The sequence below is a fragment of the Collinsella aerofaciens genome (assembly GCF_039752985.1).
In the GTDB taxonomy this organism is placed as follows: Bacteria; Actinomycetota; Coriobacteriia; order Coriobacteriales; family Coriobacteriaceae; genus Collinsella; species Collinsella aerofaciens_BT.
Map to the genome: position 1 here is coordinate 1 of NZ_JBDMHA010000034.1, position 26,636 is coordinate 26,636.

Sequence of the window (26,636 nt, forward strand, 5' to 3'; positions counted from 1 at the left end):
GAGCCACACCAACCGGTGCCTTACCGGCGGCGGATTGCTCATCCATATTGCCCTCGCCTGTAATGACCAGGTCGACATCGCGCACGTGCTCGTCAAACCCCACGAGATCGAGCACCGTCTCCACACCCGAGCGTAGCTCCGCGCCGAGCGCCAGCAACGCCGCGCCCAAGCCACCGGCAGCGCCCGCGCCGGGCACGCCAAGCACCGAGCCAAATGTCCGTGCGTTCTCGGGTGTGCGCAACAACCCCTGGGCTTGCGCCTCGAAAATTGCCGCATCGAGCAGGCGACCGTAGCCGACCATCCAGCCGTCGTATCTGCGCAGCACCTCGACATCATCCGCCGGCAGGCCCTTCTGCCCGCCAAACACCGCCAGTGCGCCGCGACGCCCTACGAGCGGATTCTCGACATCCGAAAGCACCACGACACGCATGCCATTCAGTGCCCGAAGCGCTGGCACCAAATCAACGCTCGCCACCTGCTCAAGGCCGGCAAGACCGGGGGCGACATCGCATCCCTGATCATCGACCACGCGCGCGCCCAGCGCCTGCAGCATGCCGGCGCCACCGTCGTTGGTGGCACTGCCGCCCAGACCAATATAGAGTGTCCTTGCGCCCGTGCGAACTGCGCGAAGCATAAGCTCGCCCACGCCATAGGTCGAAGCCGCCAACGCCGCCGACTCCGTACAACTCGAATACCCAATACCCGCCGCCTCGGCCATCTCAATTACAGCCGAGTCGCGCTCGTCGTCCACCAGCATCTGGGCAGACACGCGATCGCCCAAGGGACCTGCCACCTCGCAGGTCACAATCTCACCGCCGCACGCGTCGATGGCGTCGAGCGTTCCCTCGCCGCCATCCGCCAGCGGCAACGCGCGCACCTCGGCATCGGGCCACACACGGCGCATGCCCTCGGCAACCGCCGCCTCCGCCCGTGCACTCGACACGCTGCCCTTAAAGGAGTCGATCGCCAGCAGCACACGGCGGGGCCGGCGGCACGCAGGGCCAAAGTCAACCGCCTCAACGGCGATATCTTCGGCACACGCGAGCGCCTCGGCATGAGCGGCATGCGCCTCAAGATCGGCCCCACAACCGCCATCAGCGCCGCCTGCTCCGCGCAGACCGCCAAAATAGCTAATCAGCAGCTCACGGCATTCATCCGCCAGGACCCCAGCCGTCACGTTAAACCGATGATTCAGGCGCGAGTCGGCATTCAAATCGTATAGGGATCCCAGCGCGCCCGCCTTGGCATCGGCGGCACCGTATACGCAGCGGCCCACGCGCGCGTTGACCATGAGACCCGCGCACATGCAGCAAGGCTCGAGCGTTACATAGACCGTGCAATCGGAAAGGCGCCAGCGACCGAGCGACCGAGCGGCAGCGCACAGGGCCGCGAACTCTGCATGCGCCGAAGGGTCCTGGTCGAGCTCGCGACGATTATGCGCCCGCGCGACAATCTCACCAGCACGCACCACCACAGCGCCAATGGGCACTTCGCCCACTACCGCGGCGGCGCGCGCCTCGACCAGTGCCTCGCGCATAAACTTCTCATCGATTTCGGTGATCGTCATCGTTCGCCTTCCCTGTTGCAAATCCAAAACGATGCTATCATTACGACTCACGGAGAGATGGCAGAGCGGTTGAATGCGGCGGTCTTGAAAACCGTTGAGCGCGAGAGCGTTCCGGGGGTTCGAATCCCCCTCTCTCCGCCACTTTTAGTGATGCACCGGCGTCATGGTTCGCTCGAACAGCGCATCGACCACGTCGGCCATCTCAGGTCGACGCTCAAGATCGTGGCCCGATTCCCACCATATCGTGAAAAGTCGAATAATACCGCCGGCGACAAACTCAGACGTCGTCTCAAGTGACACGGGGGCTAGGGCATCCTCGGCAAGCACGTTCATCACGCGCTCGCGGATGGAGCGGGCAATGCGGTCACAAATAACGTTGGTCAACATGCCCGACATGCTGCTTGCCAAAATGTTATCCATGAGCCGCTCGTGCGTCAGAATCAAATCCATGGCATCGTCCAAAATCGCGTGCCGAAGCGCGCGCACGTCCTCGGCAGACACTACGCCGGCCTCATCGGGCTGTTTTTGCGGCAAGCCCGACATGAGCTCATCGATATAAAAGGCAAAGTAATCGTTCTTGTCGCGAAAGTGCTTGTAGAACGTCGTGCGGCGAATCATGGCGCGGTCGCACAGCATGGCAACCGTCAGGTCCTCAAAACGATGCTCCTCGAGAAGCTCGGTAAAGGCATCGAACAGGGCGCGGTAGGTTTTCTTGATGCGAAGGTCCACTGGTATCGCCATCCTCAGGGCAAAGACAACACTCGTCAATCTGTCGCATATCTTACACCTGTACCTCGCGCGCTTTGCCCCGGTGCCAACCCCGCCGAAAACACAACGCTTACCGGAAAGTTCGGCACGGTAAAACGTTGCGGGTATACTAGTAGCGTTATACCAACGGCAGCTGGCGCATGCCGCCGCGGCCATTCGAAACGGAGACATCATGATTACCGTCATCATCGGCATCGTTGTTGTCATTGTGATTGTCTGCGCCATCGCCGGCATCTACAACAACATGGTCACCAAGCGTAACCGCATCGATAACGCCTGGCAGAACATCGATACGCAGCTGCAGCGCCGTAACGACCTGATCCCCAACCTGGTCGAAACCGTCAAGGGCTACGCCAAGCACGAGCAGGAGACGCTCTCCGCCGTGATCAGCGCGCGTAACACCGCCGTCAAGGCCACCACGCCCGAGGCCAAGATGGAAGCCGACAACGTGCTGACCGGCGCACTGCGCCAGCTCTTCGCTGTGGCCGAGGCCTATCCCGATCTTAAGGCAAACACCAACTTTACGCAGCTGCAGGCATCGCTCGAGGACACCGAGAACAAGATTAGCTATGCACGCCAGAGCTACAACGACTGCGTGCTCAGCTACAACAACGCCATTCAGACGTTCCCGGCTGTCATCTTTGCCGGCATCTTCCAGTTTAAGGAGCGCCAGGGCTTCGAGGCCGCCGAAGCAGCCCGCCAGGCCCCGACCGTCAAGTTCTAGTAGTTTGACAGCGCATCCTTAATCGGCCAAATGTATAAACCGCCCCGTCGAGTGCATACTTCGACGGGGCGGTTTCCTTTTTCGCAAAGGTCCCCCTCTAAGCGCCGTGCATTTTTAGGAGTATTCAACATAACCAAGAGCTTCGGGCGCCACGATAAATGCCAAAGACCGCGAATATCCCTGCAAATCAAACACTGTCAGCCCATAACCCCGCCCATCATCCGTAGAAAACATCGAGAAATCCCGATTTTTTGCCCGAGGTCGGTATGCAGGGGCCTTCGATTGCAGAATACTCGCAAAAATGCACGTCGCCACCGCCCCCACATGGCGCGAAGCAAAACACAAGCGCGGCCTAAAAGGCCGCGCACCATCTTTGATTCAAATCTATATTGCCCGTACGACAGCGCCAGGGTGACGCAGGCCCGAGGGCGGCCTTCCTTTCCGGCGCACTCCGCAGGACGAAAGAGCCTCCGCCGCACGAAGTGCGCAGCGGAGGCTCTTTCATGTCCGAGGACGCGCCGGAAAGGAAGGCCGCCCTCGGGCCGGACAGCTAAGGCAGCTTACGCGACGGTGTAAACCCAGTTGTGCTTATCCTCGACAGCACCAGACTGGATGCCGGTCAGGGTCTCGCGGAGCTTCTTCATCACAGGGCCGATCTCGGTGTAGCCAGCCGGGAAGGTCACGGTCTCGTCGGCGCCGTAAACCTTGTTGTCGATCTCGCCAACCGGGGAGATGACGGCAGCGGTGCCGCACAGGCCGCACTCGACAAAGGTACCGGCCTTGACCTCGGCCCACTCGACGGGACGCTGGTCAACGGTCATGCCCAGGTCCTGAGCGACCTGAACGAGCGAGCGACGGGTGATAGAGGGCAGGATGGAGTCGGTGTGCGACTGCGGAACGACGAGCGTGCCGTCCTCCTTCACGAACAGGACGTTGGCGCCACCGGTCTCCTCGACATAGGTGCGGGACTCGGAGTCGAGATACAGGTTCTCGGCATAACCCTCGCGGTGAGCCTCCATCGTAGGCTTGAGGGACATGGCGTAGTTCAGGCCGGCCTTGATGTTACCGGTGCCGTGCGGTGCAGCACGGTCATACTCGGAAACACGCAGCTTAACGGGCTTAAGGCCACCCTTAAAGTACGGACCGACCGGGGTCACGAGAATACGGAACGTGTACTCAGGAGCGGGAGCCACGCCGATCACGTCACCAGAGCCGATCATAAACGGACGCACGTACAGGGTCGCGCCGGAACCGAAGGGCGGAACCCATGCGGCGTTGGCAGAAACGACCTGCTTGACGGCCTCAACGAACTTGTCCTTGGGGAACGGGGGCATCTCCAGACGCTGAGCGGAGTTGTACATACGCTCGGCGTTCATGTCGGGACGGAAGCAAACGATGCTGCCGTCCTCGGCGGTGTAGGCCTTCAGGCCCTCAAAGACCTCCTGGCAGTAATGGAAGATGCCACCGCACTCGGAGACGTGCAGGGTGTGGTCGGTGGTCAGGCCGCCCTCGTCCCACTCGCCATCCTTCCAATGAGCCTCGTAGCTGTAGTCGGTCTTCATGTAGCCAAAGCCGAGGCTACCCCAATCGATATCCTTCTTCTCGACAGTCATATGTCGCTCCTTACATACACAGTTGCATACTCGCGAACTCGCACGCAAGGACCGAGGCCGACCGCGTCGCAACGTCGCACGCCCGGAGCGTAGAGCCGGACGGGACACGCGGGCAACACCAAAGCCCATGGCACGTCGATTCGCATGCACGAGATTGTACTCCCCGCACGCGTCTGATAAAACGCTTTTCTTTAACTAAGTAAAGTATTTTCATTTGAACGAAGCTAAAGAGGCCCGCCACCGTAAGCGGTGACGGGCCTCAACGACACAGTTTGTGCGCTGCCTCGAGCTACGCGTTCTATTTGCCCAGCTTGGCCTTAACCAGGCCGACCACGGTCGGGATGATCGACACGGCAACGATGCCGACAATCAGCAGCTCAAAGTGCTCCTGCACAAAGGGGATGCCACCAAAGAAGTAGCCCAGTAGTGTAAAGAGCGTTGACCAGGTAATGCCACCCAGCACGTTGTAGATGACAAAGTTGCGCCAGTGCATGCCGCCCATGCCGGCGATGAAGGGCACAAAGGTGCGGATAAACGGGAAGAAGCGGCCCAGGAAGATGGCCAGGTGACCCCACTTGTCCAAGAAGTCCTCGGACTTTTTGATGCGCTCGGGCGTCATGGCCTTGACCTTGCCCGAAGCGATGATCTTGCGGCCAAAGAAGTGACCGATCATAAAGTTGCACTGATCGCCCAAAATGGCAGCGGCCCATGCGGTGGCCAGAAGCGCCACGATGTTAAAGCCGCCGTTGTGGGCAAAGAAACCCGAGGCGAACAGCAGCGAATCACCGGGAAGGAACGGGAAGAACACCACGCCCGTCTCGATAAAGATGATCAGGAACACGCAGCCGTAGGCCATAAGCGGGCCGGCGGCGATCCAGCTGGCGATCGCGGTGCGCGGGTCCTTAAGCAGCTCGGCAATAAAATTGATGAAACCCATGAAGTAAAACCTCTCAGTTGTGGGCGCGGATACGTCCAAGTTGACCAGTATACGGTTGCGGTGCCCCCTCGTGCGCAACCCCACAAAAGCATGACTCCATTACCAGCAAGTTTGCATAACTGACACTTGTAGCGCAAAGCCGCCAAGATTGTCCTTTTTAATCCCTAGCGAATCGCTATACTTTATTGAATCGCATTGCCATGGCGCTAAGGGAGGGCGGCCGGTGAGCTTTATCAATACCATTCGCGAGGACATCAAGACCGTCCAGGCGCAGGACCCCGCCGCGCAAAACGGTCTGGTCATCTTTCTTTCCTATCCTGGCCTGCACGCCAAGTGGAACCACGTGCCCGAGCACTGGCTGTGGGAGCACGGTCATCGCTCGCTCGCCCGCGTGCTCTCGCAAATCACCCGCCACATCACCGGCGTCGAGATTCACCCTGCCGCGCAGATTGGCAAGCACTTCTTTATCGACCACGCCATGGGCGTCGTCATCGGCGAGACCACCATTGTGGGCGACAACTGTGTGCTCTACCAGGGCGTCACGCTCGGCGGCACCGGCAACGAGACCGGCAAGCGTCACCCCACCCTGGGCAACAATGTCACGGTGGGCACGGGCGCCAAGGTGCTCGGCAACATCTGCATCGGCAACAACGTCAAGATCGGCGGCAACTCGGTCGTCGTTAAGGACGTCCCCGACAACTGCACCGTCGTGGGCGTGCCGGGACGCATCATCAAGCGCAACGGCTGCCGTGTGTTCGAGGAGAGTTTCGACGCCAAGCAGCATCGCGAGTACATGCCCGATGACGCCGCCGAGCAGTCCGCCCTCAACCGCCAGGGCATCACCGAGAATGCCCGCCGCGTCAAGGAACTCGAGCGAGAGGTGGCCGAGCTCAAGGCCCTCGTCGCCAAGCTCGTGGACGAACGCTAGGAACGCAAGCGGCACAAAACGACATCGGCATCAACGCAAAGGCGCGCCAGGGAATTCATCCCCGGCGCGCCTTATTTGTGATGTGGCAAAGAGACTGTCCCTTTGTCACATTATGCGAACTGGCTCAGATAGAGGTCGGCGTAGGCACCCTCGGCAGCCAGCAGCTCCTTATGCGTGCCCTGCTCGATAATGTTGCCGTGATCCATGACCAAGATCAGGTCGGCGTCCACGATCGTCGACAGGCGGTGCGCGATCACAAAGCTCGTGCGCCCGCGCATGAGCGCGTCCATGGCACGACCGATGGCAAGCTCGGTACGCGTATCCACGCTTGAGGTCGCCTCGTCCAGGATGAGAATCGCCGGGTTATTGAGCAGCACGCGTGCGATGGTCAGCAGCTGACGCTGGCCCTGGCTGATGCTTTCGGCATCGTTGGCCACGCGCGTGTCATAGCCCTGCGGCATGGTGCGCACAAAGAAGTCGACCTGCGCGGCGCGCGCAGCCGCCACGATCTCCTCACGCGTCGCCTCGGGACAGCCGTAGGCGATGTTTTCGGCAATCGTGCCATCGAACAGCCAGGCGTCCTGCAGCACCATGCCAAACTGCTGCCGTAGCTCGCCGCGGTCCATGCGGCTCGTATCCACGCCGTCGAGCGTAATACGCCCGCCGTCAATCTCGTAGAAGCGCATGAGCAGGTTGATGAGCGTCGTCTTGCCCGCGCCCGTGGTTCCCACCACGGCAATCTTCTGGCCCGGCTCGGCGGTAAACGACACGTCGTGCATAAGCGGCTTGTCGGGCGAATAACCAAAGCGCACGTGCTCAAAGGAGACGCGACCCTCAACGCGACCCGGCAGCTTGGCGGCCTCGTCCGGCAGCGGATCGGCCTCCATCTCGGGCTCATCGAGCAGGTCGAACACGCGCTCCGCACTCGCCAACGCGCTCTGCAGCGAGTTGAAGGTAAACGACAGCTGCGTCATGGGTTCGGACGCCTCGTAGATAAACTGGAAGAACGCCTGGAACACGCCGACGGTCATGTGACCGGCAACCAGCATGCTGCAGCCCACCAGCGCGATCACGATCTGCGCCAAACGGCCGATAAAGCGCACCGCAGGGCCGACGGCATTGATCATAAAGTCGGCCTTGGCACTCACGCGTGCCAGCTCGCCCGAGGCCTGGTGCACCTCGGCAGAACTTTGGCGTTCGCGGTTAAACGCGCGGATCACCAGACGGCCCGAATAGCCTTCCTCGACCGCACTCGTAATCTTGGACACCCACTCCTGGCGCTCGCCCGTCACATCGTGTGTGCGGCGCGAGACGACCTTCGTCACCAGCAGCGACAGTGCCGTAAAGAACAGAAAGACGAGCGTAAGCTGCACGCTGAACACGAACATCACGCTCACAGCACCAACAACCGTGCCGATCGACACGAGCAGCTGCAGCAATCCGCGCTGCATGCTCTCGGACATCTTGTCCAGGTCGTTGGTCGCGCGGCTGACGACCTCGCCGGGACGATGCGCGTCAAAATAGGCGAGCGGCAGACGGTTGAGCTTTTGCGCGATGCGGTTGCGCAGGCGCAGATTGAGACGCTCAGCGACGCTCGACATCAAAAAGCTCTGGAGCGCATAGAACGAGGCAGCGGCAGTCCAGATCATAAAGTAGACGAAAATGGTCTTGCCGCAGTTCTCCCAGGTGATGCTGAAAGTGGTGTCGTTGGCAAACGCCACCTGAATGTGGCCCCACAGCTCATCGATCACGCGGGCGCTATATGCCGGCGCGGCGGTGTTAAAGATGACATAGAACACAATGCTCGCGAACACGATATAGAAGCGCCAATGGTCGTCGGCAGCCTCACTCCACAGGCGGCGCACCGTCGCCCAGGTATCCCGAGGCGTCTCGTCCTCGTCTTCGTCGTCCACGTCGCGCATACGCTCTGCCTCGGCGCGGGCGCGCTCGTCCTCGGCACGTTCGTTTTCCTCGTAGAGCGCTTGGCGGCGAGCCTCGCGCTCCGCCGCCTTGGCGGCTTCGTCCAGGTCGGGCGCGACGCCCGTCTCCTCGACTGTCTCTACAACCGCAGCGCCATCGACGATGCCCTGCTTCTTGAGCTCCTCGGTCATGCTACTCACCTCCCTTCATCTGCGATTCCGCGATTGCGCGGTACACCTCGCAGGTTTCCATGAGCTCGTCGTGCGTGCCTAGGCCCACGATCTCGCCGTCTTTGAGCACCACGATCTGATCGGCATGCAAAATAGTCGAGATGCGCTGGGCGATGATGAGCACCGCGGCATCGCACGTCTCGTCCTGCAGCGCATGGCGCAGTGCCGCATCGGTCTTAAAGTCCAGGGCCGAAAAACTGTCGTCGAAGATATATAGATCGGCATGCTTCATGAGTGCGCGGGCAATCGCCAGGCGCTGGCGCTGACCACCCGAGAAGTTCGTGCCGCCCTGGGCCACCGGCGTATCGAGCCCCTGGGGCTGGTCGAGCACAAAGGTGCTCTGGGCAACCTCCAGCGCATGGAGCATGTCAGCCTCAGTCGCGTCTTCGTTGCCAAAGCGCAGGTTGCTCGCCACCGTACCCGAGAACAGCCATGCCTTCTGCGGCACATAGGCGATACGCCCGCGGATGTCGTCTTGCGAAAGGTCGCGCAGATCGATGCCATTCAGGCGAATGGCGCCCTTCGTGGCATCGTGGAAGCGAAGCAAGAGCTTGGCCACCGTCGACTTGCCCGAACCCGTCGAGCCTACAATCGCCGTGGTCTGGCTACGGCGACAGGCAAAGCTCAGGTCGCACAGGGTATCCTCGTCGGCATCGTCAAAACGGAACGACATGTGGTCGAACACGGCCACCGCGTCGGCACCGTCAACAGACTCCGCCGCGCACGTGTCCAGCGTGCGCTTGCCGTCCACGATGCTCGGCTCAATCTCCAACACCTGCTGCGCACGGTTCAGGCATGCGGCGGCGCGTGGGAGCGTCAGAATCACCATCTGCGCCGTCATCACAAAGAACAGGATCAGGATCGCGTACTCCAGCACGGCCGAGATGCTACCGATTTGCATGGCGTGGACGCCCACGCGGTTGCCGCCCACCCACAGCACCGCCACCTCGGCGATATTCATCAAAAAGAAGCTGGAGCTGTCGAGACCCACAAACAGGTGGTTGACCTTGATGGCATTGGCCGCGTAATCGCTAAACACCTCGTCCAGGCGCTGCTCCTCGTGGCGCTCCTTGTTAAATGCGCGGATGACGCGCACGCCCACGATGTTCTCGCGCAGCACCACGTTCATGCGGTCGATAAAGCTCTGCAGGCGCATAAAGATCGGCGCGGCGTTGGCAACGGTAAAGACCGCCGCCACCAGCACGATCGCAACCACCACGCCCAGCAGCGTACCCATGGCGGGATCGATGAACCAAGCAAAAATGATGCCTGCCACGGCCAAGAACGGCACCGGCAGCACCAGCTGAATCGTCTGAAGGACAGCTTGCTGAATCACGTTGATGTCGTTGAGCGAGCGCGTGATCATCGAACCCGTGCCAAAGCGCTCAAAGTCGCTGGCGGACAGCTCGAGCGACTTGTCGTACACGGCATTGCGGATATCGCAGGCCACGTTGGCGGCCAGGCGCGCCGAAAGATAGCAGCCCAGCACCGTGCCGCCGCTGGCCATGCCGGTCGCGATAAGCATGTACAGGCCGTTGCGTAATATATAGTCGACATCACCCGTGGTAATACCGGTGTTGACCATGTTCGCCAGCATCGTGGGAACCAACAGCGTACCGACGTTATCTATCAGCACCGCAAACAGCGTCACCGCAATCAGACCGCGGTACGGCCTCATAAACCTCATTAAGAGTCGCATGCGTCCCCCTCGCCCTTATCGTCAGTCTCGTTCTCGGCGGCCACTTGCCGTTTAAATGCCTCGCACTCTTCGTTAAGAACATGGGAGAACTTACCGACCAAGCGCATGATCTCGCACTGTTCCCACGGCTCGAGCGCCTCGAATGCCTGTTGCTCGGCTTTTTGCGCCGGCAACGCGTAGCGCTTGGCAAACCGCACGCCTTCTTCGGTCAGTCGTACAACCTTGTTTTTACGACTGCCCTCGGCAAACTCCAACGTCGCAAGCCCTCGCGCCCTAAGCGTTTTAATCGCCGAATTGATGGTCTGTTTGCTGTAGAACCATTCACTCGTCAGCCGACTCACGGCAACGCTTCCGCCCGCTGCACTCGTGTCGACGAGCATCCAGTAGGCGCAGTCCGAAAGGCCGCAGGCGCGCGAGAACTCCGAATAGATATGGTCGAGTCCATTGAGCAACCGATCGAAGTCGACCAGCGTAACCGCACTATTCATCTATCCCACCATTCAATTGTCCGATTTTTGACCAATTATGTGTCTCTAGATTAGTCCGAGTTTTGACTATCGTCAACAGGCTCTCCGCAAATGCGTGCATTTTTATGGCCTATCGGCAGAAAAAGACCGCCGGCGCGGGGGCGGCGCCAGCGGTCACGTGAAAATCGGGTTTTATTGCCTGTTAAGCGGCGACGGCCTCATAGACCGTAGCGCCCGAGAAGCTGTCATGCAGGCTCTTGCCGGCAATCCACGGCAGCTCGACGACCTCGCAGACCGTGTTGACCAACTCAGAACAGTCAGTAAAGTGGCCCTTGTCGTTGAGGGCCTCGCAATCCTGAACACGCCAATAGCCATCGGTGTGCGTGATGTAGTACTCGTGATCGTTGATCGACACGAAAGCGCGCGTCTTGGAACGCAGCAGCTTCAGAAATCCTTCGAAATCGGTCTCGACGACATCTCCAGCCTGGAACATGATGTTACCTCCTGGCCCGGCGCCACCACGGCGCATTGATAAACGTTGGTACTCCTTTAGTAAAACCCTTATCAGAGGTTATGCGTTCGTCATTTAGGCAAGTGGTAAAAAACCGCAGGGTAGACGGGATAAAACGTTTAACCATCCCATTTGTTTGTCACATTCTGAAGGTACTTTTATGCAAACCTACTTTCCCAATTGGAATCTATCCTTTTGGCCGGGCAATTGACCGTCTATCGTTTGAGCCCGACGGGTATGAACGGGGCATCTGCAACGCCACCGCAAGGAGACACCATGGAGACTATCGAAGCACTCATTCACCGCCGCAGCTGCCGCAACTACAGCGATCGTCCCGTCGAGGCCGAAAAGCTTGCACGTATTATCGAAGCCGGCCAATATGCACCGAGCGGCATGGGCCGCCAGCCGGTGACGTTTGTCGCCGTCACCGACCCCGCGACCGTCGAGCGTCTCTCGCAGCTCAACGCGCAAGTCATGGGCAGCAACAGCGACCCCTTCTATGGCGCCAAGACCGTTGTGGTGGTGCTGGTTGACCGCAGCGTGCCCACACATCTGGAAGACGGCTCGCTCGCCATGGGCAACCTGCTCAACGCTGCCTATGCGCTGGGCGTTGATTCGTGCTGGATTCATCGCGCCCACGAGGTTTTCGATTCGCCCGAGGGCCTGGAGCTACTGGCCAGTTGGGGTCTACCCGCCGACGGCAGCCTGCGCGGTGTCGGTCACTGCATTCTGGGCTATGCCGAGGACACGCTGCCCGAGCCCAAACCCCGCCGCGACAACGTGGTCTACGTAAGGTAATTAGTTCCGCCATTCTACCGAACGGCGGGCTCGTTGACGCTGCGCGGGCCGCATTCACGCCAATCTGACGTTCAATTTCGAGGGCGCGACCAGAAGGTCAGCGCCCTCTCATTTCACGTCACCTTGGCGCAAATGCGGCTCGCTCGCTTTTGGCGACTGACATCGAATGAGCCACTGTCTTGGGCAGCTAAAAAAGCCCCGTCCCAAATTAGCTGCCCCACTCGCAACTTATCCCGCCGATGGAGTTATTGCCGTTTCGCTCGTCTGATTCGCATCGACGTCGTCGCCTTGCTTGTCTTCGTCCTTTTGCACATCGGCGATGGTGGAGGCCGCCGCAACGATACCGCGCTGGGGCGCGACGCTCGTCTGGGCCTGAGCGCCCTCGACAACTTCTGTACCTACATGCGCGAGCTCGGGCGATTTAAACATTGCGTCCAAGTTGGCGCCACCGCCGGCATATCCGAGCGCAGCGAGCGCGATGACGATCACTGCAACGGCGGCCACGATCGGCACGTAGCGATGCCAGCCGGCGGGATTGAGCCCGCTGCGGCGAGCCGCCCCGCGGCTGATGTAGCCGAGCGTTCCGTCGTGCTTGAGCTTTGAGCCCACCACGCGTTTGCGGCCCCACAGCGAGGACTCTGCCTGCATTGCCAAGCGGGCGCTTGCCGAAGGATAGCCGTATTTAGTGCGCTTGAACGAGCCATCAAACCCCGAGGCGTGTTTGCCCCACGTCACCGATGTTGTGCGTCGGTTGACCGGCGCGGCACTCCGCCTTCTGCGGCTCGGTTTTGAAGTCTCAGCCATATGCCCTCGCACGCCGTAACCAAATCGAAACAATAACGCTTTGGACTGTAGCACACGCGTCGCGTGCGGTCACGGGCGCCTCGCTCAACGGTCATCGTCCTTCAGCAAGCGCCACAGCGTTGTACGGCTTATGCCCAGCACCTCCGCCGCACGGGTTCGGTTGCCGTGGAGATGGTCTACAACCAGATGCGCGATATCTCGCTCGGTATCGGCCAGCGGTCGCAGGATATACAGGTCACTTTCAAGCGTCGGGGCGCCAAAGGTTGCGGTCTTAATCACGTCCTCTTGGGCGAACACTTCCTCCGCCACAGCGCGGTCCACCGTGCCCGTCCCCACCAATATATACAGTCGTTCCGAGACCTCGCGGAGCTGCAGATAGTTGCGCGGCCAGCGGTAAGCATCGAGCGTCTTCGTCGCCGCGGCAGACAGCGTGGGCGCTGCCGTCCCAAATGCATCAGCGAGATATTCCAAATAGCGCGCGACCTTCGTCGACGCGGCTCCCTGCTCGGCGATTGCCGGCGCGACGCTCACCGCACAGGCGAAGCGCTCGGTCACAAAGGCGGCTTGATCACTTTCGCCGCCGCCCGGCATGTCATTCGCCGTCAGCACCACATGGCAGCGCGTCGCCAACGCGGTGTCGGTCATCGTGGAGACCAGCTCGCGGAGGCGCTGGGGGCCAACCGCATTCCAGCCCTCAATGCAAAGGGTCAGCCCCGTTTGGAACAGCGGCGATTCGGAGCTTTTGAGCACATGGCGCCAACCGCGATCGGTGAGTTCATCGAGCGCGACGGAAACAAAGGGCTGATCGACAAAAGGGCCATCCAGATAGAGGCGCTTGGCAATCTCGACCTGACCCGCTCCCAGCTCGCCCTCGAGCATAAGGGGCACGCCGCGCGCATAGCTCTCGGTAACCGGTACAGCCACCGAGGCCGCCCCCTCAACGATGCCGTACGCGCTCGATTCATAGCGGACCTCAACTTCGTCGGCGTTGAGCCACTCGATGCCCGCATGCGCCGCGGCACCGCGCACCTCGCGGACCACAACGACCCAAAGCCTCCCGCCCTCTTTGTCGGTGGGGCGAACGGTCAGGCTCAGGCGCGTACCCTCACGCCCCATAACCAGACGCGCGCCGTCTCCTATACGGTCGAGACGCTCAGCGACAAAAGCCGCCACATCCCGCTCAAGCGCCGCGTCATTCATGGTCGAGATCGCGACGTCCCCACGCGCATCGATTGCCAATGCCGAGGCCCCGGCAGCAGCTAGGGCATCGGTCAAGATGTTCAGCTTAGCATTGCTATCCATGATTTGCCCCTGTCCGCGGCGACGTGCAACCGCCGACGGTCGCACGACCGAGTGTTTCAAAATTGAACGATATTGCTCACCAAACACTATAGGGCAGAAAGCGCCGTCCTGCGAGTATAGGTGTTGCCCCGCATCGCCATCCTGGCGGGGCGATAAGAGCTCTTCGGGACTTATAAACCTGCGGACAAGCCATACCCGCAAGAGCTCCTATCGCTCCACCGTGAGAATGCGCTCGCCAGCACGCAGCACGCAAACAAGCTACTTCTCTACCAGATTCCCAGCACGTGTTGCATTCCCAAACTCATGCACGCAATGCCAATCCAGCAGCAAAAGCCCAGCGCGATGGGCTTGCCGCCCTTTTTGACCAGCTCGACGATATCGGTATTAAAGCCAATTGCCGCCATGGCCATCACGATGAAGAACTTCGACAGCTCCTTGATGGGCGCCGTAAAGGACGCGGGAAGCTGAAGCACCGTGGTGATCACACTCGCCAGCACAAAGAACAGCACAAACACGGGAAACGCGCGTTTAAGCGAGAACGTGCTCCTAGCGTCGCCGCCGGCCTTGCGCGCCAGATGCATCTGCCAGCAAGCAAGCGCCAGCGTGATGGGAATGATGGCCAGCGTCCTGGTGAGCTTGACCACCGTGGCGCTCTCGAGCACATTGGCGCCGGGATGCATGCTGTCCCAAGCGCTCGCCGCAGCCGTTACGGACGAGGTGTCGTTGATGGCGGTACCGGCAAACAGGCCGAAGCCCTCGTTGGTCAGCCCGAGCATGCCGCCAAGCGTCGGAAACACGAGCGCCGCGATAACGTTAAACAGGAAGATGACCGAAATAGCCTGGGCAATCTCGCGATCGTCGGCATCGATGACGGGTGCGGTCGCGGCGATGGCAGAACCGCCGCAAATCGACGAACCCACACCCACAAGCGTCGCGATCTTGCCCGGCACGTTCATAACGTGGCAGAGCACAAAGGCGATGACAAGCGAGGTCGAGATTGTCGCCACGATAATCGGCAGCGACTGGGCGCCCTTGGACAGAATCTGGGAGAGGTTCATGCCAAAGCCAAGCAGGATAACCGCGTACTGCAAGACTTTTTTGGACGTATAGGTGACGCCAGCGGCGAGCTGTTCGCGACGATTCTTGGGAAAGACGAGCGCCAGGACCATGCCAAAGAGGATGGCAAATACCGGACCGCCGACCACCTCAATTTGTTTGCCGAGCAGCGTCGCGGGAATGGCGATGATTAGGCAGAACAAGACGCCTTTCCAGCGCTCGCGTACGATATTTGCCAGTTGCATATGGGATTCCTTCTTTCTATTTCACGTTTGCGACGGCTTATGATACGGCAACATTGAGCGCAGCCTTGCGCAAACACAGACTAAGATGCCGCAATAGTTCTCAGGCAACAGCCGAATTACCCACCGCGGAGAGCTGATTCGCGGCATAATTAACAACTGACATATGAGTTTGATAGAACAGTTGCGAGGCGCTATGGAAGAATCGATGCACGTCGGCGAGCAGGAAACGAGCCTACAGGACCAGTCCTACCACACCATTCGACGCAAAATCGTCTACCTGGACTACAAACCGGGCGAAAAGCTGGGCGTCAAGCAACTTTGCGACGACCTGGATATGGGTCGCACGCCCGTGCGCGAGGCTTTGGTTCGCTTGGCGCAGGAAGGCCTGGTGCGCACCGTGCCCCAGAGCGGCACCTATGTCTCGCCCATCAACCTCACCCTTGCCGAGAGTGCCTGTTACATCCGCGAGCATCTGGAAAAGCAGGTGATTGTGGAGTGCTGTGCGCGCGCCACGTCGGCCGGCATCGAGCAGCTCGACCGCGCCATCGTGCTGCAGGAAAAGGCCATGGCCGAAGAGGATCGCATCGGCTTCTTTTTGAGCGACAACCTCATGCATCACATGATTTTTAGCATCGCATGTCGCAGCACCGTGTGGTCGTGGCTCGAAGAGACCAATGCCGACCTGGAGCGCTTCCGCTGGCTGCGCGCCGCCACGCAGGTTCTCGACAATCAGGACATCGTGAACGAGCACAAGCAGATTCGCCGCGCTATCGCCGGTCGCGACCCCATCGAAGCGAGCTTTTTGGTCAGCAAGCACCTGCATATGATGTTCCGCAACCAGACCGAGGTTCTGGACCAGTTCCCCGAGTACTTCGAGACCAGCAAGCTCCGCTAACCTGCCAAATTGGGACAGGTTCATTTTGGCAGGTTTTATCTGGGCAAATGAAACAAGGCCCGGCTCCGCTGCAACGGAGCCGGGCCTTGGTCGCCAGAATGGCGGAACCAACTACTCCACGGTAACGCTCTTTGCCAGGTTGCGGGGCTGGTCGACGTCGCAGCCGCGCAGGATGGCGACCTCGCGGGCGAGCAGCTGCAGCGGGACGCTCGCCGTGATGGGGCTGAACACGTCGCGGACTGCTGGCACGCGGATAATGCAGTCGGCGATTTTGTTGATCTCCTCGTCGCCCTCGGTGGCAACGACGATGACCTTGGCGCCGCGCGCCTTGCACTCCATAAGGTTCGACACGGTCTTGTCGTAGGTGGCACTCTTGGTGGCCACGGCGATGACAGGGAAGCCCGGGTCGATCAGGGCAATGGGGCCATGCTTCATCTCACCGGCGGCATATGCCTCGGCGTGCAGGTAGCTGACTTCCTTGAGCTTGAGCGCACCCTCGTAGGAAATAGCGGCACCCATGCCACGGCCCACGAACAGCGCCGACTGCGCGTCCTTGCACAGCAGGGCAGCCTCATGAACGGCCTCGGTTTGGGTATCCAAAATCCACTGGATCTGCTCGGCCGTATCGGAAAGCTCGCGGAACAGCATGCGCGCCTGCTTGGTGGTCAAGCGGTACTTGACCTGCGCCAGCAGCAGGGCCAAAAGCGTAAGGCTCACGACCTGGCCGATGAAGCTCTTGGTCGAGGCGACCGCGATCTCCTTGTTGGCCTTGGTGTAGATGACGCCGTCGCTCTCACGCGCCACGGGGCTGCCCACCACGTTGGTGATGCCGAAGACCTTGGCACCCTTGATGCGCGCGTCGCGAATGGCGGCAAGGGTATCGGCCGTCTCGCCCGACTGGGACACGGCCACGACGAGCGTCGTCGGCGTGATGATGGGGTTGCGATAGCGGAACTCGCTGGCCGCCTCCACCTCGGTGGGGATGCGAGCCCAACCCTCAATGAGATTCTTGGCAATGAGGCCAGCGTGATAGCTGGTGCCGCAAGCGATCACGTAGACGCGGTCGATGTCGTTGAGCTCCTCGAGCGAAAGGCCCAGCTCGTCGATGTCGAGCTCGCCGGCCGGCGTCATGCGGCCCACCAGCGTGTCGCGCACGACGCGCGGCTGCTCGTGGATCTCCTTGAGCATAAAGTCGGGATAACCGCCCTTTTCTGCCATGTCCAGGTCCCAGTCGATGTGGGTGACCTTGGGCTCGATAACGTTGCCGGCCTCGTCGGTGTACTCGACGCCTGCGGGCGTAAGCTTGGCAAACTGACCGTCCTCGAGCACCACGACATCGCGGGTGGCGTCGATGAGCGCGATGACGTCGGAGGCGACATAGGCGCCGGTCTCGCCCGCGCCGACCACGATCGGGGAATCCTTGCGGGCCACGGCGATCACGCCGGGCTCGTCAGCGCACACGACGGCCAGACCATAGGCACCGACCACGTGGGCGCAAGCCTCGCGCACGGAGGCCATCAGGTCGTGCGTCTCGGCATAAGCCTCTTCGATCAGATGCGCGAAGACCTCGGTATCGGTCTCGCTCTTAAAGTGGTGGCCGCGGCCCTCCAGCTCTTCGCGCAGCTCGGCGAAGTTCTCGATGATGCCGTTGTGGACGATGGCGATACGACCGTCGCAGCTGGTGTGGGGGTGAGCGTTAACGACGGAGGGCTTGCCGTGGGTGGCCCAACGGGTGTGGCCGATACCGCAGGTAGCGTCGCTGTCGATGTTGGAAAGCTCGCTCTCCAAGCCCGCGACCTTGCCCACGCGGCGGATGACGTCGAGGTGCGCCGCGGCGCCCTCGCCCACCTCGAGCGCGACGCCCGAGGAGTCATAGCCGCGATACTCCATACGCTTGAGGCCCGTGACCAGGATGTTCTTTGCAATATCAGAGCCGGTGTAGCCGACAATTCCGCACATAGGATAAATCCCTTCGTCCGCTTGACTGCAAAACGTCCACGCACAGGGGGCGCTGAGACGCATAACGTTCGAGTATTGTACTCACGCAAACGCAAGCTGATATACCAGAAGTGGTATCTCAACTTGAATACCACTCGATACACACACCCCACCCCGAAGGGGGCAGGCACCTTCGTGGTGGTTTGGTCTGACAGCATCGTTTGCCCAGATAAAACCTGCCAAAATAAACCTGTCCCTAATAGGCGGGTTTTGACACCTCAGGGGCGGGCGATGCTACAATCTGGCTTGTACTTGAAACGCATCAAAGGGGCCGCTATGGCAAAGGTAAAAATCAGCGACGTCGCGCGCGAGGCCGGGGTTTCGCTGGGCACGGTTTCCAACGCGCTCAACCATCCCGAAAAGTTGCGCCCCGAGACCCTCAAGCTCATCAACGAGACCATCAGTCGCCTTGGCTACCTGCCCAACCAAAGCGCCCGTCAGCTCGCGGGCGGCGCCACCAAGTCCTTTGGCCTGGTGCTCCCCCGTCTCGATCACGGCTTTTCGCTCCAAATCGCCAGCGGCGCCCACAACGAGGCCCGCAAGCACGGCTACGACTTGCTCATCGCCAACGCCGATAACGACGATATTCTCGAGGACCATTACCTGCGCTACTTTATGGGCACCCAGATGTCCGGCGTCATGGTTCAGCCCATGGCATCCCCCGACTGGCACCCCGCCATGACCAAGATGCCCGTGCCGATCGTCCATCTGGACATCCATTGCTCCGAGCCCGGCTACTACGTAGCGGCCGACAATGAGGCCCAGGGTCGCATCATTGCCGAACTTGCCATCGCCCGCGGCGCGCACCATATTGTCGTCGTCGGCCGAGCAGCATTTATGCAACTCACCCTGCGCGTCCTTGGCATTCATAAGGCGCTCGCCCTGCACCCCGATATCAAGATCGAAGTCATCGACGCCGGCGAATGGAATACCGCTGCCGACGGCTACGGCATCGGTGCCCAAATCGCCGAGCGCCCCGCGGACGAACGTCCCGATTTTGTCGTCGGCCTGACCGATGTGTTGGCCTCGGGTGTCGTTTCGGCACTGGTCGACAAGGGCATCTCTGTCCCCGGGCAAGTACGCGTGGCCGGATGCGACGGCAACCCGCTCGCTTGGAGCGGATCGGTCCCGCTCACTACGGTAGCGCCCCCGGGCTACGAGATTGGCCGCAAGGGTGTCCAACTGCTGATGGAGCAAATCGAGAACAAGGCCCCGGCAAAGATCAAGCATATCCGTGTCGGCTCCGCAGTGCGTACCGTCACCGCAGTCGCCGCCGAGGATATCAACCGCCAAGAACTGGTACGTCCGTTCCTACTGGAACGCGCCAGCACCCAGGCAAGCAGCCAGACCGACGCCACGGCCATCAACCTCGGTGCGTATCTATAGCACGCCCGCAAGTATGCTAAGTCGCCGCTCAAGCAAAAGGGGCCCGACCATTGCCGGACCCCTTTTGCTTGAGCGCAAACGTGGGCAATTGCTCGTTTCAACGCCGCAATTGTCTAGCGCACGGCCTTGACCGCCGCCGCCAGGTCGAACAACGTATCGAGCACGGCCTCGCAGCCATCCACCACGTCCTGCGGCAGCGGCACAATATCGGGGACGGCAAAGACGTGGCAGCCGGCCGTGATGCCCGAGACGCAACCATTGCGCGAATCCTCGACCACGGCGCACTCCTCGGGGGCAAAGCCCGCACGCTCGCAGGCGAGCAGATACATCTCGGGGTCGGGCTTGCCGTGCACGACGTCCTCGCCACACGTTACCGTTTCAAACTTGTCAAAAAGACCGACCATCTTAAGGTTGCGCTCGGCCGTAACGAGGCGCGACGACGTCGCTAGGCCCACGTGATAGCCCGCAGCTAGCAACTCGTCTAGGCACTCGGCGGCGCCGGCCTTAAGTTCCAGTTCGGTCTTGACCATCTCGTCGCGAATCTCCTTGTGGCGACGATAGATCGCCTCGGTGGTTTCGTGGCTGCCATAATGCTTATCGAGGATGTCCATAACATCGGGCAGCGTGCGGCCGATAAACTGATGGATCAGCGCTTCATCAATCGCGAGCCCCAGCTCAGCGGCGCCTGCCTTCCAGGCCTTAATCCCCAAACGCTCGGTATCGACCAGCGTTCCATCCATGTCAAAAATAACAGCCTTGATCATATCGGTCCCCCATCGACTCTCGCTGTCGCGTTGCTGCAACTCTACCGCATTTGGCAACTTGTATATAACGTATATACCATATTGCACTTTCGTTACACAGATAGAAGTCTTATGGCAAGTAACGCATTAGGATTATAGTTTTCGATCGAGTACTCAACGATAAGGAACGTTTCATGATTTTAGACACCACGGCACCCGCAGAGGAGCTTCAAGACAAGCTATCGGCGCTCGAGCAGCTGCTTTTGGCATACGGGCGCGTGGCTATCGGGTTTTCCGGCGGCGTTGACAGCAGCTTTTTGGCCGCCGTATGCGCCCGCGTCATGCCTACCAATACTCTTCTCGTCCATCTCACCACGCCGCTCATCGGCACGCCCGAGCAGGCTTCGTTTGAGCAGTCCGTTGATGGGCAGGCCAATGAGGGGCCGCATTTTAAGCTCCCCGTGCTCAATCTTTCGGTGGATCAGCTGCAGCTCCCCCAAGTGGCCTGCAACGATGCTAATCGCTGCTACCACTGCAAGCACGCCGGCTTTACCGCCATCGTCAACCACGCCAAGTCGCTCGGCTTTCCCACCGTCATCGATGGCAGCAATGCAAGCGATCGCGGTGACTACCGCCCCGGCATGCGTGCGGCAGAAGAGCTCGGCGTACGCTCACCCCTTATGGAGGTCGGCTTTACCAAGGACGAAGAGCGCGAGCTGCTGCGCGCATGGGGCTATCCCGTTTGGAACCTGCCGGCGGGAGCATGTCTTGCCACCCGCGTCCCCACGGGCGAGGAGCTTACGCGCGAGAAGGTCGATTTAATCCGCGCCTGCGAGGATCACCTGCACGATCTTGATCTGGCACAGGTACGCGCGCGCTTGATCGGCGGCTGCATGCATATCGAGGCCGCACCCGCAGATGTCGCCAAGATTGCTGCCCTCGGTGGCAACGCCGTCGATGCCGAGGGCAAAACCCCGCTGCCCGCCGTTATCGAGTCCGCGCTGCGCGAGCTGGGCTGCGACCATATCTCCCCCGAGGTCACCCCCTACATTCACGGCAACATGAACCTTTAGATTACGCCGTTTTACAAACGGCGTAACTGCTCGGCGCTGCGCGGGCTCCGGGCACGGCAATCTGACGTTCAACTTCACGGGCGCGACCAAAAGGTCAGCGCCCGCTTGTTTCACGTCACCTTACCGCACCCGGAGCCCGCTCGCTCACATATGCTCAACCTGGACTGCGTTAACTGACCTGTCAATAAGGGACAGGTTTGTTTTGGCAGGTTTTATCTTGGGAAAATATCGCGAGGCAGTCGCCCCTCTAGCACCCATCAAACTTCGAGAGACGATAGAGGGGCAATTCGGCTGCATCTACTTCTTCCGATAGCGGCGGTTGCGGCTCGTCGATGAACCCATTACTTCGATGAGCCCTTTATCCGTCATTTTTGGCAGATGGTAGCTGACGGACGAATTTTGGCATTCCGTCTCTCTAAAACAAGGCGCTTATCTCTCTAACTTTAGAGAGATAAGCGCCTTGTTTTAGAGAGGCATTAAGAGAGATGTATCGAATTCGCTGCTAGATTGCCTAATGCTATCTCTCTAACCAACCTTCTCTTTAGAGAGACATTTAGAGAGATGAGCGCGACCTCTCTAATCAAGGGCTCCACTCTTTAAGGTGCACACTTCCTAACCGTGCCCTAAGTTGCGGTGAAATAACTCACGATTAGCCTGCCAAAAAGGGATAGGTTTATTTTGGCAGGTTTTATCTGGGGAAACGCAAACAGGGCCGCGACACCTATATGGCGTCGCGGCCCTTTTCCTTGGAGAAGGATCGATTGATTGAACGGGATGACCGTCCTAGTCTTCGAGTCCGCTATTGATGAGCTCCGCAATCTCAACGGGATCGGTGCTCGCGCGCACCTTGTCGCGGAAGCCGGCGTCCATCAGCATTACGGCAGCCTTGGAGAGCAGGCGCAGATGCGTGGTTCCAGCCTCGCCGGCAGGCACGTACAGCGCGAGCGCAACATCGACGGGCACCCCATCGAAGCTCGGCCATTCAACGGGCTCGGTCAGTTTAAGCACGGCTACGCCCGGCGTGTGGATCGCGTCGCTTTTGGCATGCGGAACGGCAAAACCGGCGACAAGGCCGGTCTCGGCCTCGTTCTCGCGAGCAATGAAGGCGGCCTCTACGGCAGATGCGTCATCGGCAAAGCCGAGCTCGATGGCCTGCTCGGACAAATAATGTAGGGCGTCCTCGCGCGAGGCGGCGGTATACCCGATTGTCACTTGGTTGGCAGATACAAATCCCATGGAAACCTTCCTTACAACACGGACCTGACCGCAGCTTCGATGCCGTCGGCGTCCAAACCGTACTTGTGCAGCAAATCGACCGCAGGGCCGGACTCGCCATACACATCGCGCACGCCGACGCGACGCATCGGCGCCGGATGCTGCTCCGCGAGCACCGAGGCCACGGCCTCGCCAAGACCACCGATAATCGAATGCTCCTCGGCAGTGACCACACGACCGGTCTTCTTGGCGCTGGCAACCACCAGGCGCTCATCAAGCGGCTTGATCGTGTGCATATTGATGACCTCGGCATCGATACCATCGGCAGCGAGCGCCTCGGCAGCCTCAAGCGCCTCGGCGACCATAAGGCCACAAGCGATGATGGTCACATCGGACCCCTCGCGCACGACCACGCCGCGACCAATCTTGAACTCATAGTCCTCGTGATCGTTAATGACCGGCGTTGCCAGGCGTCCGAAGCGCATGTAGACCGGTCCCTCAAACTCATAGGCGGCGCGCACGCAAGCGCGAGCCTCGATGTCATCGGCGGGAACGATTACCGTCATACCCGGGATCGTGCGCATGAGCGCGATGTCCTCGCAGCACTGATGCGTGGCGCCGTCTTCACCGACCGAGATACCCGCATGCGTGGCACCGATTTTGACGTTGAGGTGCGGATAGCCAATGGAATTACGCACTTGTTCGTACGCGCGGCCGGCGGCGAACATGGCAAAGGTGCTCGCAAAGGCGACGTGGCCCGTGGTCGCAATGCCGGCGGCGAGCCCCATCAAGTTGCTCTCGGCAATGCCGGCATCGTAGAAGCGCTCAGGGTGCGCAGCCTTAAACTTACCCGTCTGCGTAGCGGCAGCCAGGTCGGCATCGAGCACTACAAAGTCATCGTGCTCATTGCCCAGCTCGACGAGCGCCTCGCCGTAGCTTACGCGCGTGGCGACTTTTTTGACCTCTGCCATTAGAGCTCCTCTCCTGCTGCCGCAAGCTCGGCCATGGCCTGCTCAAACTGTTCATCGTTGGGCGCCTTGCCATGCCAGCCAACCTGGTTCTCCATAAAGGAGACGCCTTTGCCCTTCACCGTCTCGGCGATGATAGCGACGGGCACGCCGGTCACCTCACGAGCCTCGGCGAAAGCCGCCTCAATCTGTGTCATGTCGTTGCCATCGGCTAGCTCGATCACATGCCACTTAAAGGCGCGGAACTTGTCAGCGAGCGGCATGGCCGAGTTGACCTCATCGATCGTGCCGTCAATCTGCAAGCCGTTGTGGTCGACGACGGCAACAAGATTGTCGAGCGCATGGTTGCCGGCAAACATGGCCGCCTCCCACACCTGGCCCTCCTCGCACTCGCCGTCGCCCAGCAACGTGTAGACGCGGTAGCTGTCACCCCAGTGCTTTGCGGCGAGTGCCATTCCAACCGCGGCGGAGATACCCTGACCGAGCGATCCGGTGGACATATCGATGCCCGGGGTGTCGTTCATGTTGGGATGGCCCTGCAGTCGGCTGCCAATATGGCGGAGCGTCTCGAGCTCTTCGACGGGAAAATAGCCGCGATTTGCCAACACCGAATACAGGCCCGGCGCCGCGTGACCCTTGGAGAGCACAAAGCGATCGCGATCGGCCTTGTGAGGGTCAGCAGGATCGATATTCATTTCCTCAAAGTACAGATACGTCATGATGTCGGCAGCACCGAGCGATCCACCCGGATGTCCCGACTTGGCCGCGTGAACCGCAGTCACGACACCCTTCCTGACCTCATTGGCGACCTTCGCCAGCTCCTGGTTGGTCATACGAATTCCTCTCTTGAGAACAACCCCGGCACCGGATGACGCGATGCCGGGGCAATCCACTCGTTAAGCCCGAGCGACGACCTTCTGCCAATCAGCCTCAAAAGAGGCAAGGCCCTGGTCGGTCAGCGGGTGATGCAAGCATTTCTTAAGAGCGGCCATGGGGACGGTCGCAATGTCGGCACCAAGCAGCGCCGCCTGGGTCACATGGTTGGGCGTGCGGACCGAAGCGGTGATGATCTCAACGGTGTCGTCGACGTTCTTGCCGGTCCAGTCATAGTTCTTGATGCAAGTCACAACATTGTCGAGCTGCGAGATACCTTCCTCGGCGATGTCATCGAAGCGCCCCACAAACGGGCTGATGTAGCGAGCGCCGGCGTTGGCGGCCATCAAGGCCTGGGTCGGCGAGAAAACAAGCGTCATGTTGACGCGCACACCTGCGTCGGCCAGGGCGCGGCAGGCGGCAAGGCCGGCCTCGCACACGGGAAGCTTAACCACGATGTTGGGAGCGAGGGCGGCAAGACGCTTGCCCTCCTCGATCATGCCCTCGGCAGTAGTCGCGGTAGACTCGGCGGACACGGGCAGACCCTCGCAGAGCTCGGCAATCTTGAGCATATGGGGCTCAAAGTCGGCAAGCTTGCCGCCGGTCTTGGCGTACAGGGACGGGTTGGTGGTAACACCGGCCAGGCAGCCCCAGCTCTTGGCCTCGGCAATCTCGTCCAGATTGGCGGTATCGATAAAGAACTTCATGGTGAACCCCTTCAAAGGAAGCTAAAACTCAAAAGAATGGGACAAAGGGACCGCCCCTTTGTCCCATGTGCCGGGCCTGCAGCTGGGACATGCCCCAGGCCCGGCGTCGCGTAGGAAAAGCTACTTACTCGGCAAGAGCGGCCTCGATGCGGGTCGTGACGCCCTTGAGGTTAAGACCGACGACGTACTGCTTGATCGGGCGCTTGATGTGCTCGATCACAAAGCGCTTGCCGTCGATGTCCTGGGCAGCGAGGTTGCGATAGAGCTTCTCGACCTGCTCCTTGACCTCGGGATCGTTGAACGCATAGTGGCCGGAGACATCCAGGATCTTCAGGCTGAGCTCATCGTCGGCAAGGATGTCATCGACCTGCAGGTTGACGTCGTCGCCAGTCATCCACTTGCGCCAGCGCTCGGTCTTGATAGCCTTGACCAGCAGCGTGTGATACAGGTCGGAGGGGTCATCGCACAGACCGTTGTCGACCAGGATCTGCTCGGTGGCGCAGAGCTTGAGGTAGGCGCGGGTCTCCTCGGTGCCATACTGCGGAGCGACGTTGGAGGCGGTCACGTGTGCCGGGATGTGCTCGAGCAGCGTCGCGTCGTCCAGATAGTCGGCGTTGTGCTCCTTCAGGCCCACGCCATAGCGCTTGGCCATATCGGCAAGCTCGCGGGCGTTCTTGAAGTTGTAGTGACCGACCTGCTCCGTCCAGCGGGTAAGGGTGCCGGTCTGGCCGACGATAAAGGTGGGCATGGGGCAGCCGCGCTTCTCGAGCTCGGGCTGCAGCTGAGAAATGAACTCCTCGTACTTATCGGTAGAGGTCAAGCCGCCATTGGTCTCCTCGGTACCGACCTCATAGGCGACCTCGGGCAGGTTATGCTCGCGACGGTACTGCTCAAGGTAGTCGATAAGATCGATCGTGCGGCGAAGCACCACGTCGAGCGGAATAACCTTGCCGATCTGATAGGGATCCTTGGTGGGGTCGACCATCAGCAGGTCAAAGCCTGCCTCCATGTCGGCGACGAAGGACTTGCGGGCGAGCTCCATGGCCTCGTCCTCGGGCAGGTGGGCGTTACGCTCCTCGTCGCGCTGCCACGGACCGCCGTGATCTCGGCACAGGTAGTACGGACCGGTGTAACCCACCTCGTCGGCGACCTTCTTGATGTCGGCGGCAAAGCGCGTCTGGTCCCAACCGTTGACGTAGCCGGCGCCCA

The 26,636-nt window shown here is 60.4% G+C and carries 24 protein-coding genes and 1 tRNA gene; 7 read left to right on the top strand and 18 right to left on the bottom strand.

All coding sequences use genetic code 11. The features are described 5' to 3' along the window. Positions 1–1,567: tRNA adenosine(34) deaminase TadA (tadA, locus tag ABHR76_RS05880; protein WP_346977055.1), on the bottom strand; the 1,567-nt coding region annotated here is incomplete at its 3' end. Between the two features lie 51 nt (positions 1,568–1,618). Here tadA and ABHR76_RS05885 point away from each other — a divergent pair. Then, positions 1,619–1,708: transfer RNA gene (locus tag ABHR76_RS05885), tRNA-Ser, on the top strand. Positions 1,709–1,711: 3 nt separating this feature from the next. Here ABHR76_RS05885 and ABHR76_RS05890 read toward each other — a convergent pair. After that, on the bottom strand, positions 1,712–2,296 hold the full coding sequence (locus ABHR76_RS05890; protein ID WP_346977056.1) for a TetR/AcrR family transcriptional regulator: 585 nt from the start codon (positions 2,294–2,296) through the stop codon (positions 1,712–1,714). Positions 2,297–2,507: 211 nt separating this feature from the next. On the opposite strand from ABHR76_RS05890, the gene ABHR76_RS05895 reads away from it, so the two are divergent. Then, entirely contained in the window at positions 2,508–3,059 is a 552-nt protein-coding gene (locus ABHR76_RS05895; protein ID WP_082421874.1) for a LemA family protein, read from the top strand. Positions 3,060–3,619: 560 nt separating this feature from the next. Here the strand turns inward: ABHR76_RS05895 and ABHR76_RS05900 are convergent. After that, on the bottom strand, positions 3,620–4,672 hold the full coding sequence (locus ABHR76_RS05900; protein ID WP_035138743.1) for a branched-chain amino acid aminotransferase: 1,053 nt from the start codon (positions 4,670–4,672) through the stop codon (positions 3,620–3,622). 298 nt (positions 4,673–4,970) lie between these two features. Further along, complete coding sequence (locus ABHR76_RS05905) at positions 4,971–5,609, bottom strand: VTT domain-containing protein (protein ID WP_346977057.1); 639 nt, start codon at positions 5,607–5,609, stop codon at positions 4,971–4,973. 223 nt (positions 5,610–5,832) lie between these two features. On the opposite strand from ABHR76_RS05905, the gene cysE reads away from it, so the two are divergent. Further along, complete coding sequence (cysE, locus tag ABHR76_RS05910) at positions 5,833–6,537, top strand: serine O-acetyltransferase (RefSeq protein WP_138375362.1); 705 nt, start codon at positions 5,833–5,835, stop codon at positions 6,535–6,537. A 110-nt stretch (positions 6,538–6,647) separates the two neighbouring features. On the opposite strand, the gene ABHR76_RS05915 is transcribed toward cysE, so the two are convergent. The 4 genes from ABHR76_RS05915 to ABHR76_RS05930 form a co-directional block, all read right to left on the bottom strand. Then, the gene (locus tag ABHR76_RS05915; protein ID WP_346977058.1) at positions 6,648–8,648 is read right to left on the bottom strand and encodes an ABC transporter ATP-binding protein; all 2,001 of its coding nucleotides are present in this window, start codon (positions 8,646–8,648) and stop codon (positions 6,648–6,650) included. A 1-nt stretch (position 8,649) separates the two neighbouring features. Then, positions 8,650–10,374: an ABC transporter ATP-binding protein gene (locus tag ABHR76_RS05920; RefSeq protein ID WP_138375060.1), complete on the bottom strand. Its 1,725-nt coding sequence runs from the start codon at positions 10,372–10,374 to the stop codon at positions 8,650–8,652. Further along, positions 10,374–10,874: a MarR family winged helix-turn-helix transcriptional regulator gene (locus tag ABHR76_RS05925; RefSeq protein WP_022094370.1), complete on the bottom strand. Its 501-nt coding sequence runs from the start codon at positions 10,872–10,874 to the stop codon at positions 10,374–10,376. Before ABHR76_RS05925 ends, ABHR76_RS05920 begins: the two co-directional genes overlap by 1 nt. A 181-nt stretch (positions 10,875–11,055) precedes the next feature. Next, entirely contained in the window at positions 11,056–11,346 is a 291-nt protein-coding gene (locus ABHR76_RS05930) for a hypothetical protein (protein WP_006235631.1), read from the bottom strand. A gap of 294 nt (positions 11,347–11,640) precedes the next feature. On the opposite strand from ABHR76_RS05930, the gene ABHR76_RS05935 reads away from it, so the two are divergent. Continuing rightward, positions 11,641–12,162: a nitroreductase family protein gene (locus tag ABHR76_RS05935; RefSeq protein ID WP_138375058.1), complete on the top strand. Its 522-nt coding sequence runs from the start codon at positions 11,641–11,643 to the stop codon at positions 12,160–12,162. A gap of 228 nt (positions 12,163–12,390) precedes the next feature. Here the strand turns inward: ABHR76_RS05935 and ABHR76_RS05940 are convergent, their stop codons facing one another. The 3 genes from ABHR76_RS05940 to ABHR76_RS05950 all read right to left on the bottom strand — a co-directional run bounded on the left by ABHR76_RS05940 (position 12,391) and on the right by ABHR76_RS05950 (position 15,569). Beyond that, positions 12,391–12,966 carry a hypothetical protein gene (locus ABHR76_RS05940; protein ID WP_022094368.1) on the bottom strand — a complete coding sequence of 192 codons (576 nt, stop codon included), beginning with the start codon at positions 12,964–12,966 and terminating at the stop codon, positions 12,391–12,393. Between the two features lie 84 nt (positions 12,967–13,050). Then, a complete protein-coding gene (locus ABHR76_RS05945) occupies positions 13,051–14,268 on the bottom strand; it encodes a helix-turn-helix domain-containing protein (protein WP_161145213.1) in 1,218 nt (405 codons plus the stop codon). A gap of 266 nt (positions 14,269–14,534) precedes the next feature. Then, complete coding sequence (locus ABHR76_RS05950) at positions 14,535–15,569, bottom strand: YeiH family protein (RefSeq protein WP_346977059.1); 1,035 nt, start codon at positions 15,567–15,569, stop codon at positions 14,535–14,537. A 193-nt stretch (positions 15,570–15,762) separates the two neighbouring features. Here ABHR76_RS05950 and ABHR76_RS05955 point away from each other — a divergent pair, with 193 nt between their 5' ends. Beyond that, positions 15,763–16,464, top strand: coding sequence for a GntR family transcriptional regulator (locus ABHR76_RS05955; RefSeq protein ID WP_050766156.1), 702 nt, complete (start codon positions 15,763–15,765; stop codon positions 16,462–16,464). Between the two features lie 111 nt (positions 16,465–16,575). On the opposite strand, the gene glmS is transcribed toward ABHR76_RS05955, so the two are convergent. Further along, positions 16,576–18,423, bottom strand: a complete 1,848-nt coding sequence (gene glmS / locus ABHR76_RS05960; RefSeq protein ID WP_195361469.1) for a glutamine--fructose-6-phosphate transaminase (isomerizing) — start codon at positions 18,421–18,423, stop codon at positions 16,576–16,578. 315 nt (positions 18,424–18,738) lie between these two features. Between glmS and ABHR76_RS05965 the strand changes: the two genes are divergently transcribed. Next, positions 18,739–19,848 (top strand): LacI family DNA-binding transcriptional regulator, encoded by a 1,110-nt coding sequence (locus ABHR76_RS05965; RefSeq protein ID WP_230320315.1) that lies wholly within the window; start codon positions 18,739–18,741, stop codon positions 19,846–19,848. Between the two features lie 113 nt (positions 19,849–19,961). On the opposite strand, the gene ABHR76_RS05970 is transcribed toward ABHR76_RS05965, so the two are convergent. Further along, positions 19,962–20,612 carry an HAD family hydrolase gene (locus tag ABHR76_RS05970; protein WP_161115403.1) on the bottom strand — a complete coding sequence of 217 codons (651 nt, stop codon included), beginning with the start codon at positions 20,610–20,612 and terminating at the stop codon, positions 19,962–19,964. A gap of 173 nt (positions 20,613–20,785) precedes the next feature. On the opposite strand from ABHR76_RS05970, the gene larE reads away from it, so the two are divergent. Next, positions 20,786–21,664, top strand: coding sequence for an ATP-dependent sacrificial sulfur transferase LarE (larE, locus tag ABHR76_RS05975; protein WP_346977060.1), 879 nt, complete (start codon positions 20,786–20,788; stop codon positions 21,662–21,664). Between the two features lie 783 nt (positions 21,665–22,447). Here the strand turns inward: larE and ABHR76_RS05980 are convergent. The 5 genes from ABHR76_RS05980 to ABHR76_RS06000 form a co-directional block, all read right to left on the bottom strand. Further along, on the bottom strand, positions 22,448–22,900 hold the full coding sequence (locus ABHR76_RS05980; protein ID WP_055310174.1) for a PTS sugar transporter subunit IIA: 453 nt from the start codon (positions 22,898–22,900) through the stop codon (positions 22,448–22,450). 11 nt (positions 22,901–22,911) lie between these two features. Beyond that, complete coding sequence (locus tag ABHR76_RS05985) at positions 22,912–23,850, bottom strand: transketolase family protein (RefSeq protein ID WP_195645350.1); 939 nt, start codon at positions 23,848–23,850, stop codon at positions 22,912–22,914. After that, positions 23,850–24,680 (bottom strand): transketolase, encoded by an 831-nt coding sequence (locus tag ABHR76_RS05990; protein ID WP_138375050.1) that lies wholly within the window; start codon positions 24,678–24,680, stop codon positions 23,850–23,852. Before ABHR76_RS05990 ends, ABHR76_RS05985 begins: the two co-directional genes overlap by 1 nt. A gap of 63 nt (positions 24,681–24,743) precedes the next feature. After that, positions 24,744–25,427: a fructose-6-phosphate aldolase gene (fsa, locus tag ABHR76_RS05995; protein ID WP_346977061.1), complete on the bottom strand. Its 684-nt coding sequence runs from the start codon at positions 25,425–25,427 to the stop codon at positions 24,744–24,746. A 124-nt stretch (positions 25,428–25,551) separates the two neighbouring features. Then, positions 25,552–26,636: class II D-tagatose-bisphosphate aldolase non-catalytic subunit (locus ABHR76_RS06000; protein WP_346977062.1), on the bottom strand; the 1,085-nt coding region annotated here is incomplete at its 5' end.